This window comes from Salmonella sp. SAL00670 (assembly GCF_046552235.1).
GTDB classification, from domain to species: domain Bacteria; phylum Pseudomonadota; class Gammaproteobacteria; order Enterobacterales; family Enterobacteriaceae; genus Salmonella; species Salmonella enterica.
In genome coordinates, this window is the sequence record NZ_JBGDUO010000005.1 from 81,170 (window position 1) to 94,996 (window position 13,827).

A 13,827-nucleotide genomic window follows, 5' to 3' on the forward strand; every position below is an offset into this window, starting at 1 on the left:
TAAGAAAAGGAGCGAATCCATGAAACCGTATCAGCGCCAGTTTATTGAGTTTGCGCTTAACAAGCAGGTACTAAAGTTTGGCGAGTTTACGCTGAAATCCGGGCGCAAAAGCCCCTATTTCTTCAACGCCGGGCTGTTTAATACCGGGCGCGACCTGGCGTTGTTAGGCCGTTTTTATGCCGAAGCGCTGGTGGATTCCGGTATTGAATTTGATCTGCTGTTTGGCCCCGCGTACAAAGGTATTCCGATCGCGACGACGACGGCGGTTGCGCTGGCGGAACATCACGATAAAGACCTGCCGTACTGCTTTAACCGCAAAGAGGCAAAAGATCATGGCGAAGGCGGGAGTCTGGTGGGCAGCGCGCTACAGGGCCGCGTGATGCTGGTGGATGACGTGATTACCGCAGGTACGGCGATTCGCGAGTCGATGGAGATTATTCAGGCGCACGGGGCTACACTGGCTGGCGTACTGATTTCGTTGGATCGTCAGGAACGTGGCCGCGGCGAGATTTCCGCGATTCAGGAAGTGGAGCGCGACTATGGTTGTAAGGTTATCTCCATCATTACGCTGAAAGACCTGATTGCCTATCTGGAAGAAAAACCTGATATGGCTGAGCATCTGGCGGCTGTGCGAGCATACCGGGAAGAATTTGGCGTGTAAGCGAATTGCCCGGTGGCGCTTTACCGGGCTTATGTTTCTGTCGCCTGGATAAGGCGTGAGCCACTATCCAGTCAGCGTTACTGTAGCTGAGCGGCAATGAGCGGCCAGCGGGCGTCGAAATCGTCCGTTGGGCGGTATTTAAATTCGCTACGCACGAACCGTGAAAGCATCCCTTCACAGAAGGCTAACAGCTGGCTTGCCAGCAGATTTTCATCCGTCGTGTAGCCTTCGCCTTCACGCATTCTTTTTTCTCGTAGCACCTGGCGGAGCTGCGCTTCGATGCGTTCAAAAAGCTGATTAATGCGCCCCTGCAGGCGATCCTGTTCAAACATCAGCGCGTGCCCGGTAAGAATGCGCGTCAGGCCAGGGTTGCGTTCGCCAAAACCCAGAATCAGCAACACAATCAGGCGCAAACGCGTGCTGGTGTTTTTTTCATCTTTTAAAATCAGATTGATACGGGTAATCAGACTATCTTCGATAAACTCAATCAGGCTATCGAACATGCGGGTCTTGCTGGGAAAATGGCGGTATAGCGCCGCTTCGGAAACGCCGACCGAGGCCGCCAGTTTTGCCGTCGTGATGCGTTGGCTTCCATCGCTGGATTCAAGCATCAGCGCCAGTGACTGAAGTATTTCTTCGCGACGATTCCTTTTCGCAGTTTGTTTTTCTGCCATGTTACAAAATACCCCTGAAAATAAGCACTTGCCAGGCGAGCACCCACGCTATAACCGCAAACTCAGCGCTTGCGGCAGTATTATGACGTTATGGGGATGCGTAAAATTTACTTACGGCCAGAATGACCGAAGCCGCCCTCGCCACGTTCGGTGGCGTCAAATGCTTCCACCAGATTAAATTCGGCCTGAACGACCGGAACAAACACCATTTGCGCGATACGTTCGCCCGGTTCAATGGTAAAACTGTCCTGACCACGGTTCCAGATCGAAACCATCAGTTGCCCCTGATAATCGGAATCAATCAGCCCGACCAGGTTGCCCAGCACGATACCATGTTTATGGCCCAGGCCCGAACGCGGCAACATGACTGCCGCCAGTGATGGATCGGCGATATGAATGGCCAGTCCGGTAGGTACCAACGTCGTTGCGCCAGGCGCCAGTTCTACGGCGTCGTCGAGACAGGCGCGCAGGTCAAGCCCGGCAGAACCAGAAGTAGCATAAGTCGGCAGCGGAAACTGCTGACCAACACGCGGGTCCAGAATCTTAACGTCGATTTTTTTCATCATAACGGGTCACGATCTCGTCGAGTAATAATTGGCCCAGGAGTTCTTTCCGCTCAAGCGGTAAGACTTTATCTCCATCCTGCCAGAAAAGGTGTAAAGCGTTTTTATCGCTATTAAATCCCTGATTTGAAAGAGAAACATCATTTGCACAAATCAGGTCAAGGTTCTTACGGATACGTTTTTGCCGGGCGTATTCTTCCACATTATTCGTTTCCGCGGCAAACCCAACAACGTAGGGTCGATTGTCACTGAGTGCGGCCACCCCGGCGACAATGTCCGGGTTTTTGACCATTTTTATTAGTAATTCATCACCTTGCGCCGCCTGTTTTTTGATTTTTTCACTGGCGATAGTCTCTGCGCGATAGTCAGCCACGGCGGCGCAGCTAATGAAAATGTGCTGCTGTTGAACGGCGGCCTGAACAGCGGCTTCCATGTCCAGCGCGGTTATGACATCAACCCGTTTTACAAAAGGCGGCGTCGGTAACGAAACGGGACCGGAGACCAGCGTGACATTTGCGCCGCGACGCGCTGCGGCCGCCGCAATAGCGAAGCCCATTTTACCGGAGCTGTGGTTGGAAATATAACGCACCGGGTCGAGCGGTTCGCGCGTCGGACCTGCCGTAATCATGATATTAAGATGTCGCAAATCGTTGACGGCAGCGAAATGCGCGGCGGCCTTATCAACGATAACTAATGGGTCCAGCATTCGGCCTGGGCCTACGTCGCCGCACGCCTGACTGCCGCTATCCGGCCCCCAAATGAACAGGCCGCGAGAGGCGAGCACCTCCAGATTATGTTGCGTGGCGGCAGCGCGGTACATCTGTTGGTTCATGGCCGGAAGAACGGCCACCGGGGCTGGCGTCGCCAGGCAGATGGTGGAGACTAAATCATTGGCCATACCCGATGCTACACGGGCGATCAGATCGGCGGTCGCGGGGGCAAGAATCACCAGGTCGGCCCATTTCCCCAACTCGATATGCCCCATCGCGGCTTCGGCGGCAGGGTCAAGCAGACTGTCGGATACGGGATAACCCGACACTGCCTGTAAGCTCAGGGGGGTAATAAAGGCTTTTGCCGCCTCGGTCATTGCCACGCGCACGTCAGCGCCGCGCTCACGTAAACGGCGCACCAGTTCCGGCGTTTTATACGCAGCGATACCGCCGCTAACGCCGAGAACAATTTTTTTACCGGCCAGGCTCATCATGTCTTTCCTGTTGGGTGACTTTGAAAGGCGGCTATTTTATCACAATCTCTACGGCGTCGTGTCTTTGCCTGCGCTCCACTTTGCGAGGCGCTACGCAAGAGCAAAATCGGGGCGTCGATCTCTCCCAAAGGCTGTGCCACTATGCCGCTTCCTTAAAAAAGGAGGTGCGCGTATGGATACGTTGGACGAATTATTACCGCGTGAAAAAATGCTCAGATCCGGCATTGCTTCCCTCAGCGACGTGGAGCTGCTGGCGCTTTTTTTACGTACCGGCACGCCGGGAAAAGATGTTATGACGTTGGCAAAAGAGATATTGCAGCACTTTGGGTCGCTGTATGGCCTGCTGTCGGCGGACTTTGCGCAGTTTCGCGGCGTAAACGGCATCGGCCTGGCGAAATTCGCGCAGTTGAAAGGCATTGCTGAGCTGGCAAGGCGCTATTACAGCGTGCGCATGAATGAGGAAAGTGCGTTGCTGAGTCCGGAAATGACGCGGGAATTTCTGCAAAGCCAACTGACGTGCGAAGAGCGTGAGATCTTTCTGGTGATCTTCCTTGATGCCCAGCACCGGGTGCTTCAGCACAGCCGCCTGTTTTCCGGCACGCTTAACCACGTAGAGGTGCATCCGCGTGAGATTGTTCGGGAAGCGATTAAACTCAATGCTTCAGCGGTCATTCTGGCGCATAACCACCCTTCAGGCTGCGCAGAGCCAAGTAAAGCAGATAAACTTATCACTGAGCGCGTGATAAAGTGTTGCCAGTTTATGGATATCCGGGTGCTCGATCACCTGATAATTGGGCGCGGAGAGTACGTTTCTTTTGCCGAACGCGGCTGGATTTAAGATTCTTTGCGCGATCCATCGGGATCTTTGTCTGTTCGGGACTTGAGCATATCGCCGGGTCAGCGTATACTACGCCACCTTTGAGAATCTCGGGTTTGGCATTTGGGCCTGGCAATCGAGAGTTCAATAGAACTGCGCGATGACCAGGCTGTAAAGCCTGACGAGGCGCCGATACCCCATACGAAGCTCGAGCTAATTTGATTTTTGGAGAATAGACATGTCCCGAGTCTGCCAAGTTACTGGCAAGCGTCCGGTGACCGGTAACAACCGTTCCCACGCACTGAACGCGACTAAACGCCGTTTCCTGCCTAACCTGCACTCTCACCGTTTCTGGGTTGAGAGCGAGAAGCGTTTTGTCACCCTGCGTGTATCTGCTAAAGGTATGCGTATCATCGATAAAAAAGGCATCGAAACAGTTCTGTCTGAACTGCGTGCCCGTGGCGAAAAGTACTAAGTACTAAGAGGAAATAAATCATGGCTAAAGGTATTCGTGAGAAAATCAAGCTGGTTTCTTCTGCTGGTACTGGTCACTTCTATACCACTACGAAGAACAAACGTACTAAACCGGAAAAACTGGAACTGAAAAAATTCGATCCAGTTGTCCGTCAGCACGTGATCTACAAAGAAGCGAAAATCAAATAATTCTCGCTTTGATGTAACAAAAACCTCGCTTCGGCGGGGTTTTTTGTTTTCTGGCCGTCCCCATATTAATGAGACCTGCCACACAGCCGGAGACGTTATGCCTGAATTACCCGAAGTTGAAACCAGCCGCCGGGGTATTGAACCCCATTTAGTTGGCGCTACTATCCTGCACGCCCATATCCGTAACGGCCGTCTGCGCTGGCCGGTTTCAGACGAAATTTATCGTCTGAGCGATACACCCGTCCTTAGCGTTCAGCGTCGTGCTAAATATTTACTGCTGGAGCTGCCTGACGGCTGGATAATTATTCACCTGGGGATGTCGGGAAGCTTGCGGATATTGTCGGAAGCGCTGCCGGCGGAAAAGCACGACCATGTCGATTTGGTGATGAGCAATGGCAAAATTCTACGTTATACCGATCCTCGCCGCTTTGGCGCCTGGTTATGGACCAAAGAGCTGGAAGGGCATAACGTACTGGCGCATCTGGGACCGGAGCCGCTAAGCGATGAGTTTAATGGCGAATATTTGCAGCAGAAATGCGCGAAGAAGAAGACGGCGATTAAACCCTGGCTGATGGATAACAAGCTGGTGGTCGGCGTGGGGAATATCTACGCCAGCGAGTCGCTGTTTGCCGCTGGTATTCACCCTGACCGCCTGGCGTCGTCACTCTCGACAGCGGAGTGCGACCTGCTGGCACAGGTGATTAAAGCCGTTTTGCTGCGCTCTATTGAACAAGGCGGGACAACGCTGAAGGATTTTCTGCAAAGCGATGGGAAACCGGGCTATTTTGCCCAGGAGTTGCAGGTGTACGGGCGCAAAGGCGAGCCGTGTCGGGTATGCGGTACGCCGATAGTCGCAACGAAACACGCACAGCGTGCGACGTTCTATTGCCGTCACTGTCAGAAGTAAAACGCCAGGCCCGGCAGGGAAGGAAACTTATTTCAACTTATCCATTAGCGCCTGATGCACATTGTCCGGCAGAAAGTGGGTCACATCGCCCTGATGGCGTGCCACTTCTTTGACCAGCGACGATGAAATAAACGACCACTCTTTGGACGGCATCAGGAAAACGCTTTCCAGTTGCGGCATCAGATGGCGATTCATATGCGCCAACTGCATTTCATATTCAAAATCCGCCACCGCGCGCAGACCACGAATCAGGATATTCGCCTGTCTGTCGCGGGCGAAATTGGCCATCAGGTCGCTAAAGCCCACCACCTCTACGTTACCCAGGTGTGCGGTCGCTTTTTGCGCCAGCGCCACACGTTCGTCCAGGGTGAACATGGGTTTCTTGCCGGGGCTGGCGGCGATAGCCAGAATGACATGGTCGAACATCTGCGTTGCGCGCGTCACAATATCGAGATGACCGTTAGTAATCGGATCAAACGTACCTGGATAAATCGCCCGTTTTTGCATGACAGTCCTCAATGCGTTTTCGGTGGCAGATAAGGTTCCAGCAGTTGCAGCAGACGCTGGAGCGCGCCCTGATTTTGATATAGCACTTCAACTGCGTGACGTCCGTAGAAATTACGATAATCAGCGTCGGTCAGTAAAGAGGAAACTTCTTTTGCCAGCGTAGCCGCATCGGTAATCGTGATAAGTCCGCTCGCCTGATCCAGACGGGCGCAAATATCTTTAAAGTTAAAGGTATGCGGACCCATCAGTACCGGAATCGCATGAGCGGCGGCCTCCAGCGGGTTATGACCGCCGCGTTCAACCAGCGAACCACCAACAAAGGCGAGATCGGCAATGCCATAGAGCAACATTAATTCGCCCATGGTATCGCCTACCACGACCTGGGTGCTGGCGGACGGTACTTCGCCCGAAGAACGAGTGATGTAGCTTAACCCTGCCTGACGCACAAGATTGATAGCATCCGGGAAACGCTCCGGATGGCGGGGCACCAGAATCAGTAATAAATTCGGGAATTGATGTAATAACGCCTGGTGAGCGGCGATAACGATACTCTCTTCGCCATCGTGGGTGCTGGTGGCAATCCAGACCGGACGGTGCGGCGCCCACTGGCGGCGTAGCGTAACGGCTTTAGCCGCCAGCTGCGGCGTAACTGAAATATCAAATTTCAGACTGCCGGTGACCGTGACCTGATTGTTCTTCGCGCCCAATGCCACAAAGCGTTCGCCATCTTCTTCGTTTTGCGCGGCAATCAGGGTGATACGGCGCAGGAGCGTACGGACAAACTTGCCAAGCTTCGCATAACCCGCGGCGGAGCGGGCGGAAAGCCGCGCATTAGCGATAACCAGTGGAATATGACGTTTGTGCAGCGCAGCAATCAGATTTGGCCAGAGCTCAGTCTCCATGATCAATACCAGCTTAGGATCAATCTCATTGAGGAAACGATTGAGCGCATCGGGCAAATCATAAGGCAAGTAAACGTGCTGAACATCGTTGCCAAAGGCGGACTGGACGCGCTCCGACCCGGTCGGCGTCATGGTCGTTACGGTAATAGGCAGATCGGGATAGCGATGACGTAGAGCGCGGACCAATGGGATGGCCGCCAGAGTTTCGCCCACCGAGACGGAATGCAGCATGATTCCGCCCGGTTTCAACGGACGGCGGTAGAATCCGTAGCGTTCACCCCAACGTTTACGATAGGCCGGCGCTTTACGTCCACGCACCCAAAGCCGTATCCAGATCAGAGGCTGAATAAGGTAGAGAAGAGCGGTGTAAAGCAATTCGAGCATAGTAAATAGCTGACTTATGGATGTGCTGGGGATTCTATGTATTTAGCCTGGGCTTTACCATTACTTTTCCCATTTTTGCGCCAAATTGGCTCAGAAGCGAGGATTCCAGGCGCTGAACCCCATTATTTTTGCATTTTTACGCAATCCATTGAAATTTGCCGCTCTTGTCGCCCCAGACAATGGGAATGACCATTCACAAGAGAGGGATAAATTATTATCTCTTTGAATTTATAACTAAAAAAATGATTGTGTATAAAAATTATTCGTATCGGATTGCTGCGAAAGAAGTGTTACACTAGCGCATCTAAAATGAGTGCGGTATTAGCCATCGGGTTGCTGTGAAGCCTGGGGCGGTAGCGTGCTTTTTTCTGCTTATTTATCCGGACAATTTCAACCAAAGAGTCGCTTGTGGAAAAGCCATTTCGAAGAATTCTGATTATAAAAATGCGTTTTCATGGAGACATGTTACTTACCACTCCTGTCATCAGCACGCTGAAGCAGAATTATCCCGATGCAAAAATCGATGTGCTTCTTTACCAGAACACCATACCGATATTGTCGGAAAATCCGGAGATTAATGCACTCTACGGCATCAGTAACAAAGGCGCAGGAACAAAAGAGAAGATCAAAAACGCGCTATCGCTAATCAAAAAATTGCGTGCTAACTCGTATGATCTGGTCGTCAACCTCACCGATCAGTGGAGCGTGGCGCTTATTGTGCGTTTTTTAAACGCAAAAATAAAAATCTCGCAGGATTTCGGTAATCGTCAGTCTGCTTTATGGAAAAAGAGCTTTACGCATTTAGTACCTTATGCGGGAGAACATGCTGTTGAGCGCACATTATCCGCGCTAAAGCCGTTAGCGCTAAAACAGTATGTCACGGAAACCACCATGAGCTATCGCCCGGAACATTGGGAAAACATGCGACAACAGCTCAAACAACTTGGTGTGACCCGACAATATGTTGTTATTCAGCCTACGGCACGGCAGCTATTTAAGTGCTGGGATAATGATAAATTCTCGCAGGTTATTGATGCCGTGCAGCGCCGCGGTTATCAAGTTGTACTGACGTCAGGCCCGGCCGCAGACGAGATGGCCTGCGTGGATGCTATTGCACGCGGCTGTGAAACAAAACCGGTTACTGGTCTGGCGGGTAAAACTCGCTTTCCTGAATTGGGCGCGTTGATTGACCATGCGGATCTCTTTATCGGCGTTGATTCGGCCCCTGGTCATATTGCCGCAGCAGTCAAAACGCCGGTCATTTGCCTTTTCGGCGCGACGGATCATGTGTTCTGGCGTCCCTGGACCGACGACATCATTCAGTTTTGGGCAGGAAATTATCAGCCGATGCCTGAACGGCATGAGCTTGATCGTAATAAAAAATACCTTTCCGTGATTCCGGCTGAAGATGTTATCGCCGCGACGGAAAAAATGCTGCCGCATGAGGCACGCACCATAGATTTGGACAGCCTGCTATGAGAGTTGCCTTTTGCTTATATAAATATTTTCCTTTTGGCGGTCTGCAGCGTGATTTTATGCGCATTGCCCAAACCGTGGCGGCGCGAGGTCATCAGGTTCGTGTTTATACTCAGTCATGGGAAGGGGAATGCCCGGATAATTTTGAATTAATCCGCGTGCCGGTTAAATCCCGGACGAACCACGGTCGTAACGCAGAATATTATGCCTGGGTGCAACACCATTTGCGTGACCATCCTGTCGATCGGGTGGTTGGATTCAATAAGATGCCGGGCCTTGATGTGTATTACGCCGCAGACGTGTGTTATGCCGAAAAAGTCGCACAGGAAAAAGGTTTTTTCTATCGCCTGACATCACGCTATCGGCATTATGCTGCTTTTGAACGCGCCACGTTTGAACACGGCAAGCCGACGCAACTATTAATGCTGACGAATAAGCAGATTGCTGACTTCCAAAAACATTATCAGACTGAAGCGGAGCGTTTCCATATTCTTCCTCCGGGGATTTACCCGGACAGAAAATATAGCCAACAGATCCCGAACAGTCGTCAAATTTATCGTCAGAAAAATGGTATCTCAGAACAGCAAAAATTACTGTTGCAAGTAGGGTCTGACTTTACCCGTAAAGGTGTGGATCGCTCTATTGAAGCGCTGGCATCGCTACCCGAATCTTTACGGCAAAATACGGTGCTCTATGTTGTCGGGCAGGATAAGCCGAAGAAGTTTGCAGCACTGGCTGAAAGAAGCGGCGTCGGCACGAATGTGCATTTTTTCTCCGGACGTAATGATATCGCGGAGTTAATGGCGGCAGCCGACCTTTTACTGCACCCAGCCTATCAGGAAGCTGCTGGTATTGTTTTGCTGGAAGCCATTACTGCTGGTTTGCCGGTGCTGACAACCGCGGTGTGCGGTTATGCACATTATATTGTGGATGCAAACTGTGGCGAAGCGATGACTGAACCATTCCGCCAGGATGCGTTAAATGAGGTTTTACTCAAAGCGCTGACACAGCCTTCCTTACGCAACGCCTGGGCTGAAAATGCGCGGTATTATGCTGATACCCAGGATTTATACAGCTTACCGGAGAAGGCCGCAGATATTATTACAGGTGATTTAGATGGTTGAGCTGAAAGCGCCGTTAACCACACTATGGCGCGGTAAAGATGCTTTTGAGGAAGTGAAAACGTTACAGGGCGAAGTGTTCAGAGAGCTGGAGACGCGTCGAACATTGCGGTTTGAGCTGGACGGTAAAAGCTACTTCCTGAAGTGGCATAAAGGCACTTCGCTGAAAGAAATTGTGAAGAACCTGATTTCGTTACGTATGCCTGTTCTGGGCGCTGACAGAGAATGGCACGCTATTCATCGTCTACATGAGCTGGGCGTTGATACGATGCACGGCGTTGGTTTTGGTGAAAAAGGCGTAAACCCGCTAACCAGAACATCATTTATTATCACCGAAGATTTAACGCCTACCATTAGCCTTGAAGACTACTGTGCTGACTGGGCTGTTAATCCACCGGACGCGCAGGTGAAGTGGATGATCATTAAGCGTGTTGCGACTATGGTACGTAAAATGCACGCCGGGGGAATTAACCATCGCGACTGTTATATTTGCCACTTTCTTCTGCATTTACCTTTCACTGGTCGCGAAGAGGATTTAAAAATCTCCGTAATCGACCTGCATCGCGCGCAGATACGTCAGCGCGTTCCCCTTCGCTGGCGTGACAAAGATTTAATTGGGCTTTATTTTTCTTCAATGAATATTGGCCTGACTCAGCGGGATATATTCCGGTTTATGCGTGAGTATTTCTCTCTCCCCCTGCGAGAGATTTTGCAAAAAGAATCGGGGTTGATTCACTTGGCGGATGTTAAAGCCGCTCGAATCAAAGAAAGAACAATAAGAAAAAATCTGTAATTATAATAATTATGCACTCAGTGAGTAATTTATGAGTGAGACAAGGATAGACAGAATGTCTGACATTAAAAGTTATATTTCAAACCAAAAAAACATAATTCAACATGATGATTTTTTTGGAAGAAGACTGGACATTGCTCTTTGCTTTGATCATGGTTTTATAATGCCGGCAGGTGTGGCAATATATTCCATTATCGAAAATAATAAAGATATTGACTTGCATTTTCATTTATTGATATCGGGTGTGTCGGAGTATGATTTATTACCTTTTCTTGAATTGAAACAACCTAATGTATCAATTACAGCATATCATATTAACAATAATTTCGATATTAATCCGGAAACGTTAATTCTGGGTATTCCATTATCTACATGTCTTCGTTTTTTAATTCCGGATGTTGTTAATAAAGGAATTTCAAAAATTTTATATTTGGATTGCGATATTATTTGTCATGGTTCATTATCTGAGTTAATTGATATTAATCTTGAAGGGGAAATCGCAGGAGTGATCTTAGACTCGCCGGATATGCAAAAAAGAGTAAAACAATTAGATTATGGGGTGGATTTTAATGGGTATTTCAATGCAGGCGTGATGTTAATTAATAACTATGAGTGGAGAAAAAATAACGTAACTCAAGAATCTTTGTCTATGATTAATTGTGGTAAGATTTTTAGATATGCCGATCAGGATGTTTTAAATATTTTACTCAATGGAAAGGTGAAGTATCTCCAAAGAAAATTTAACAATAAAACGACATTATCTGTTAACTTTGATGCTGAAGCTAAAAATATAGATAATACTATTATTATGCATTATGTGACTCCAAATAAACCATGGTATAAGATATTTAAAGCAAGATATTTTGATCGATACTTTAATGAATCCCCATGGAAAAATAACAGGAGGTTTTTTTCACCATCCCCAAGAGAAATACGCCTTAAAGCAAAAAGAGAAATGTCAGGTAAAAATTACTCTATAGGATTATATTACTATTTTTGCTATTTAATATCTAAAGTCTTTAGATTAAGGTTTTAACTCTGGGGTATATATGAAAATAGCATTTATTGGCGAAGCGGTATCTGGTTTTGGAGGGATGGAAACCGTTATTAGCAACGTTATCCATACGTTTGAAAATAGCTCTCTGAAAATCAACTGTGAAATGTTTTTCTTTTGTCGTAATGACAAAATGGATAAAGCATGGCTAAAAGAGATTAAATATGCGCAATCATTCTCAAATATAAAATTAAGTTTTCTTCGTCGAGCTAAGCATGTTTATAATTTTAGTCAATGGTTGAAAGAAACGTCACCAGATATTGTGATATGTATTGATGTCATCTCATGTCTTTATGCCAATAAAGCACGAAAGAAAAGTGGTAAACAGTTTACTATTTTCTCGTGGCCGCATTTTTCGCTCGACCATAAAAAACATGCAGAATGTATAACGTACGCGGATTATCATCTGGCCATCAGTAGTGGTATTAAAGAACAGATGATGGCACGGGGTATCTCAGCGCAAGATATTAGCGTCGTTTATAATCCTGTCTCTATTAAAACAATCATTGTGCCGCCGCCTGAGCGCGATAAACCCGCTGTATTTCTCTATGTAGGGCGTCTTAAATTTGAAGGGCAGAAAAGAGTTAAAGATTTATTTGATGGCTTAGCTCGTACGACAGGGGAATGGCAGCTACATATTATTGGTGATGGCTCAGATTTTGAAAAGTGCCAGGCCTATAGTCGGGAGCTTGGTATTGAGCAGCGTGTGATCTGGTATGGTTGGCAAAGCGCGCCGTGGCAAGTCGTACAGCAAAAAATAAAAAATGTCACCGCGTTACTACTTACCTCTGCATTTGAGGGATTTCCTATGACCCTGCTGGAAGCAATGTCATATGGAATTCCGTGTATTAGTTCTGATTGTATGTCTGGTCCGCGCGATATGATTAAACCCGGCTTGAATGGTGAGCTTTACACCCCGGGGGCTATAGATGATTTTGTAGGACACCTTAATCGCGTTATTTCTGGTGAAGTAAAATATCAGCATGATATTATTCCCGGCACGATTGAGAGATTTTACGATGTGCTATATTTTAAAAATTTTAATAATGCGATATTCTCGAAATTACAAAAGTGATCACTATGAGCAGAAAATATTTTGAAGAAGAAGTCATTCAACAGACTTTAGATTATAACTATGCACAACATAGTGATGCTGATAAATTTAATATAGCTTATGGGATTGATAAAAACTTTCTTTTTGGCTGTGGTGTCTCTATTGCATCGGTTCTCCTCGCTAACCCAGAGAAGGCGTTAGCTTTCCATGTTTTTACCGATTTCTTTGACTCTGAAGACCAGCAACGATTTGAGGCATTAGCAAAACAGTACGCTACGCAGATCGTTGTTTACCTAATCGACTGTGAGCGCTTAAAATCGCTACCCAGTACCAAAAACTGGACCTATGCAACATACTTTAGATTCATTATCGCCGATTATTTTTCAGATAAAACAGATAGAGTACTTTATCTGGATGCAGATATTGCATGTAAAGGGAGTATTCAAGAACTTATTGATCTTAATTTCGCTGAAAATGAGATTGCGGCGGTTGTTGCTGAAGGCGAGTTGGAGTGGTGGACTAAGCGCTCGGTTAGCCTGGCAACGCCTGGGCTGGTTTCTGGCTATTTTAATGCCGGTTTTATTTTAATTAACATACCTCTTTGGACCGCAGAAAATATCTCTAAGAAAGCGATTGAAATGCTAAAAGATCCGGAGGTAGTACAGCGCATAACGCACCTTGATCAGGATGTATTAAATATATTGTTAGTGAATAAAGTGCGTTTTGTTGATAAAAAATTTAATACACAATTTAGTCTTAACTATGAATTAAAAGATTCAGTTATTAATCCAGTCGATGCTGAGACTGTATTTGTTCATTATATCGGACCAACGAAGCCCTGGCATAGTTGGGGGGCTTACCCTGTGTCACAATATTTTTTACAGGCTAAGAGCAACTCACCATGGTCTCATTGTGCACTTTTAAATCCAGTGACTAGCCATCAGTTACGTTATGCGGCAAAGCATATGTTTAATCAGAAGCATTATACTTCGGGTATAAATTATTATATAGCCTACTTTAAACGTAAACTTCTTGAATAAAACCCAT

The 13,827-nt window shown here is 47.8% G+C and carries 16 protein-coding genes; 11 read left to right on the top strand and 5 right to left on the bottom strand.

The window, feature by feature from the left end; all coding sequences use genetic code 11:
• The first annotated feature begins 19 nt into the window (after nucleotides 1-19).
• A complete protein-coding gene (gene pyrE, locus ACLJRS_RS16715) occupies nucleotides 20-661 on the top strand; it encodes an orotate phosphoribosyltransferase (RefSeq protein ID WP_000806167.1) in 642 nt (213 codons plus the stop codon).
• A gap of 77 nt (nucleotides 662-738) precedes the next feature.
• On the opposite strand, the gene slmA is transcribed toward pyrE, so the two are convergent.
• From slmA to coaBC, 3 genes are all read right to left on the bottom strand, one after another.
• Nucleotides 739-1,335 carry a nucleoid occlusion factor SlmA gene (gene slmA, locus ACLJRS_RS16720; protein WP_000818607.1) on the bottom strand — a complete coding sequence of 199 codons (597 nt, stop codon included), beginning with the start codon at nucleotides 1,333-1,335 and terminating at the stop codon, nucleotides 739-741.
• 107 nt (nucleotides 1,336-1,442) lie between these two features.
• The gene (gene dut, locus ACLJRS_RS16725) at nucleotides 1,443-1,901 is read right to left on the bottom strand and encodes a dUTP diphosphatase (RefSeq protein ID WP_000976078.1); all 459 of its coding nucleotides are present in this window, start codon (nucleotides 1,899-1,901) and stop codon (nucleotides 1,443-1,445) included.
• Nucleotides 1,879-3,099, bottom strand: coding sequence for a bifunctional phosphopantothenoylcysteine decarboxylase/phosphopantothenate--cysteine ligase CoaBC (gene coaBC / locus ACLJRS_RS16730; protein WP_000050176.1), 1,221 nt, complete (start codon nucleotides 3,097-3,099; stop codon nucleotides 1,879-1,881). Before coaBC ends, dut begins: the two co-directional genes overlap by 23 nt.
• 175 nt (nucleotides 3,100-3,274) lie before the next feature.
• Here coaBC and radC point away from each other — a divergent pair, with 175 nt between their 5' ends.
• From radC to mutM, 4 genes are all read left to right on the top strand, one after another.
• Nucleotides 3,275-3,940, top strand: a complete 666-nt coding sequence (radC, locus tag ACLJRS_RS16735; protein ID WP_000380125.1) for a RadC family protein — start codon at nucleotides 3,275-3,277, stop codon at nucleotides 3,938-3,940.
• 217 nt (nucleotides 3,941-4,157) lie between these two features.
• Nucleotides 4,158-4,394 carry a 50S ribosomal protein L28 gene (rpmB, locus tag ACLJRS_RS16740; protein WP_001519051.1) on the top strand — a complete coding sequence of 79 codons (237 nt, stop codon included), beginning with the start codon at nucleotides 4,158-4,160 and terminating at the stop codon, nucleotides 4,392-4,394.
• Nucleotides 4,395-4,414: 20 nt separating this feature from the next.
• Nucleotides 4,415-4,582, top strand: coding sequence for a 50S ribosomal protein L33 (gene rpmG, locus ACLJRS_RS16745; protein ID WP_001051798.1), 168 nt, complete (start codon nucleotides 4,415-4,417; stop codon nucleotides 4,580-4,582).
• 97 nt (nucleotides 4,583-4,679) lie between these two features.
• Nucleotides 4,680-5,489, top strand: a complete 810-nt coding sequence (mutM, locus tag ACLJRS_RS16750) for a bifunctional DNA-formamidopyrimidine glycosylase/DNA-(apurinic or apyrimidinic site) lyase (protein ID WP_001114512.1) — start codon at nucleotides 4,680-4,682, stop codon at nucleotides 5,487-5,489.
• A gap of 27 nt (nucleotides 5,490-5,516) precedes the next feature.
• Here mutM and coaD read toward each other — a convergent pair whose 3' ends face one another.
• On the bottom strand, nucleotides 5,517-5,996 hold the full coding sequence (coaD, locus tag ACLJRS_RS16755; RefSeq protein WP_001171884.1) for a pantetheine-phosphate adenylyltransferase: 480 nt from the start codon (nucleotides 5,994-5,996) through the stop codon (nucleotides 5,517-5,519).
• Between the two features lie 8 nt (nucleotides 5,997-6,004).
• Nucleotides 6,005-7,282 carry a lipid IV(A) 3-deoxy-D-manno-octulosonic acid transferase gene (waaA, locus tag ACLJRS_RS16760; RefSeq protein ID WP_000891580.1) on the bottom strand — a complete coding sequence of 426 codons (1,278 nt, stop codon included), beginning with the start codon at nucleotides 7,280-7,282 and terminating at the stop codon, nucleotides 6,005-6,007.
• A 408-nt stretch (nucleotides 7,283-7,690) separates the two neighbouring features.
• Between waaA and rfaQ the strand changes: the two genes are divergently transcribed.
• The 6 genes from rfaQ to waaO are packed head-to-tail and all read left to right on the top strand — an operon-like array spanning nucleotide 7,691 to nucleotide 13,820.
• The gene (rfaQ, locus tag ACLJRS_RS16765) at nucleotides 7,691-8,761 is read left to right on the top strand and encodes a lipopolysaccharide core heptosyltransferase RfaQ (protein ID WP_001526672.1); all 1,071 of its coding nucleotides are present in this window, start codon (nucleotides 7,691-7,693) and stop codon (nucleotides 8,759-8,761) included.
• Nucleotides 8,758-9,882, top strand: coding sequence for a glycosyltransferase family 4 protein (locus ACLJRS_RS16770; RefSeq protein ID WP_001261577.1), 1,125 nt, complete (start codon nucleotides 8,758-8,760; stop codon nucleotides 9,880-9,882). Before rfaQ ends, ACLJRS_RS16770 begins: the two co-directional genes overlap by 4 nt.
• Nucleotides 9,875-10,672 (top strand): lipopolysaccharide core heptose(I) kinase RfaP, encoded by a 798-nt coding sequence (gene rfaP, locus ACLJRS_RS16775; RefSeq protein WP_000229828.1) that lies wholly within the window; start codon nucleotides 9,875-9,877, stop codon nucleotides 10,670-10,672. The genes ACLJRS_RS16770 and rfaP overlap by 8 nt, the downstream gene beginning before the upstream one ends.
• Before the next feature lie 55 nt (nucleotides 10,673-10,727).
• Nucleotides 10,728-11,708: a glycosyltransferase gene (locus ACLJRS_RS16780; protein WP_410957864.1), complete on the top strand. Its 981-nt coding sequence runs from the start codon at nucleotides 10,728-10,730 to the stop codon at nucleotides 11,706-11,708.
• Nucleotides 11,709-11,721: 13 nt separating this feature from the next.
• Nucleotides 11,722-12,801, top strand: coding sequence for a lipopolysaccharide 1,6-galactosyltransferase (gene waaB, locus ACLJRS_RS16785; protein WP_000683972.1), 1,080 nt, complete (start codon nucleotides 11,722-11,724; stop codon nucleotides 12,799-12,801).
• 5 nt (nucleotides 12,802-12,806) lie between these two features.
• Complete coding sequence (gene waaO / locus ACLJRS_RS16790) at nucleotides 12,807-13,820, top strand: lipopolysaccharide 3-alpha-galactosyltransferase (RefSeq protein WP_000088485.1); 1,014 nt, start codon at nucleotides 12,807-12,809, stop codon at nucleotides 13,818-13,820.
• The last annotated feature ends 7 nt before the right edge of the window (nucleotides 13,821-13,827 follow it).

What these genes read in the sequence shown, in the direction of transcription:
- rfaP (WP_000229828.1), top strand. Translation starts at nt 9,875, where the DNA reads ATGGTTGAGCTGAAAGCGCCGTTAACCACACTATGGCGCGGTAAAGAT.
- waaO (WP_000088485.1), top strand. Translation starts at nt 12,807, where the DNA reads ATGAGCAGAAAATATTTTGAAGAAGAAGTCATTCAACAGACTTTAGAT.
- mutM (WP_001114512.1), top strand. Translation starts at nt 4,680, where the DNA reads ATGCCTGAATTACCCGAAGTTGAAACCAGCCGCCGGGGTATTGAACCC.
- dut (WP_000976078.1), bottom strand. Translation starts at nt 1,901, where the DNA reads ATGATGAAAAAAATCGACGTTAAGATTCTGGACCCGCGTGTTGGTCAG.
- waaA (WP_000891580.1), bottom strand. Translation starts at nt 7,282, where the DNA reads ATGCTCGAATTGCTTTACACCGCTCTTCTCTACCTTATTCAGCCTCTG.
- ACLJRS_RS16770 (WP_001261577.1), top strand. Translation starts at nt 8,758, where the DNA reads ATGAGAGTTGCCTTTTGCTTATATAAATATTTTCCTTTTGGCGGTCTG.
- rpmG (WP_001051798.1), top strand. Translation starts at nt 4,415, where the DNA reads ATGGCTAAAGGTATTCGTGAGAAAATCAAGCTGGTTTCTTCTGCTGGT.
- coaBC (WP_000050176.1), bottom strand. Translation starts at nt 3,099, where the DNA reads ATGAGCCTGGCCGGTAAAAAAATTGTTCTCGGCGTTAGCGGCGGTATC.
- rpmB (WP_001519051.1), top strand. Translation starts at nt 4,158, where the DNA reads ATGTCCCGAGTCTGCCAAGTTACTGGCAAGCGTCCGGTGACCGGTAAC.
- slmA (WP_000818607.1), bottom strand. Translation starts at nt 1,335, where the DNA reads ATGGCAGAAAAACAAACTGCGAAAAGGAATCGTCGCGAAGAAATACTT.
- radC (WP_000380125.1), top strand. Translation starts at nt 3,275, where the DNA reads ATGGATACGTTGGACGAATTATTACCGCGTGAAAAAATGCTCAGATCC.
- coaD (WP_001171884.1), bottom strand. Translation starts at nt 5,996, where the DNA reads ATGCAAAAACGGGCGATTTATCCAGGTACGTTTGATCCGATTACTAAC.
- ACLJRS_RS16780 (WP_410957864.1), top strand. Translation starts at nt 10,728, where the DNA reads ATGTCTGACATTAAAAGTTATATTTCAAACCAAAAAAACATAATTCAA.
- pyrE (WP_000806167.1), top strand. Translation starts at nt 20, where the DNA reads ATGAAACCGTATCAGCGCCAGTTTATTGAGTTTGCGCTTAACAAGCAG.
- waaB (WP_000683972.1), top strand. Translation starts at nt 11,722, where the DNA reads ATGAAAATAGCATTTATTGGCGAAGCGGTATCTGGTTTTGGAGGGATG.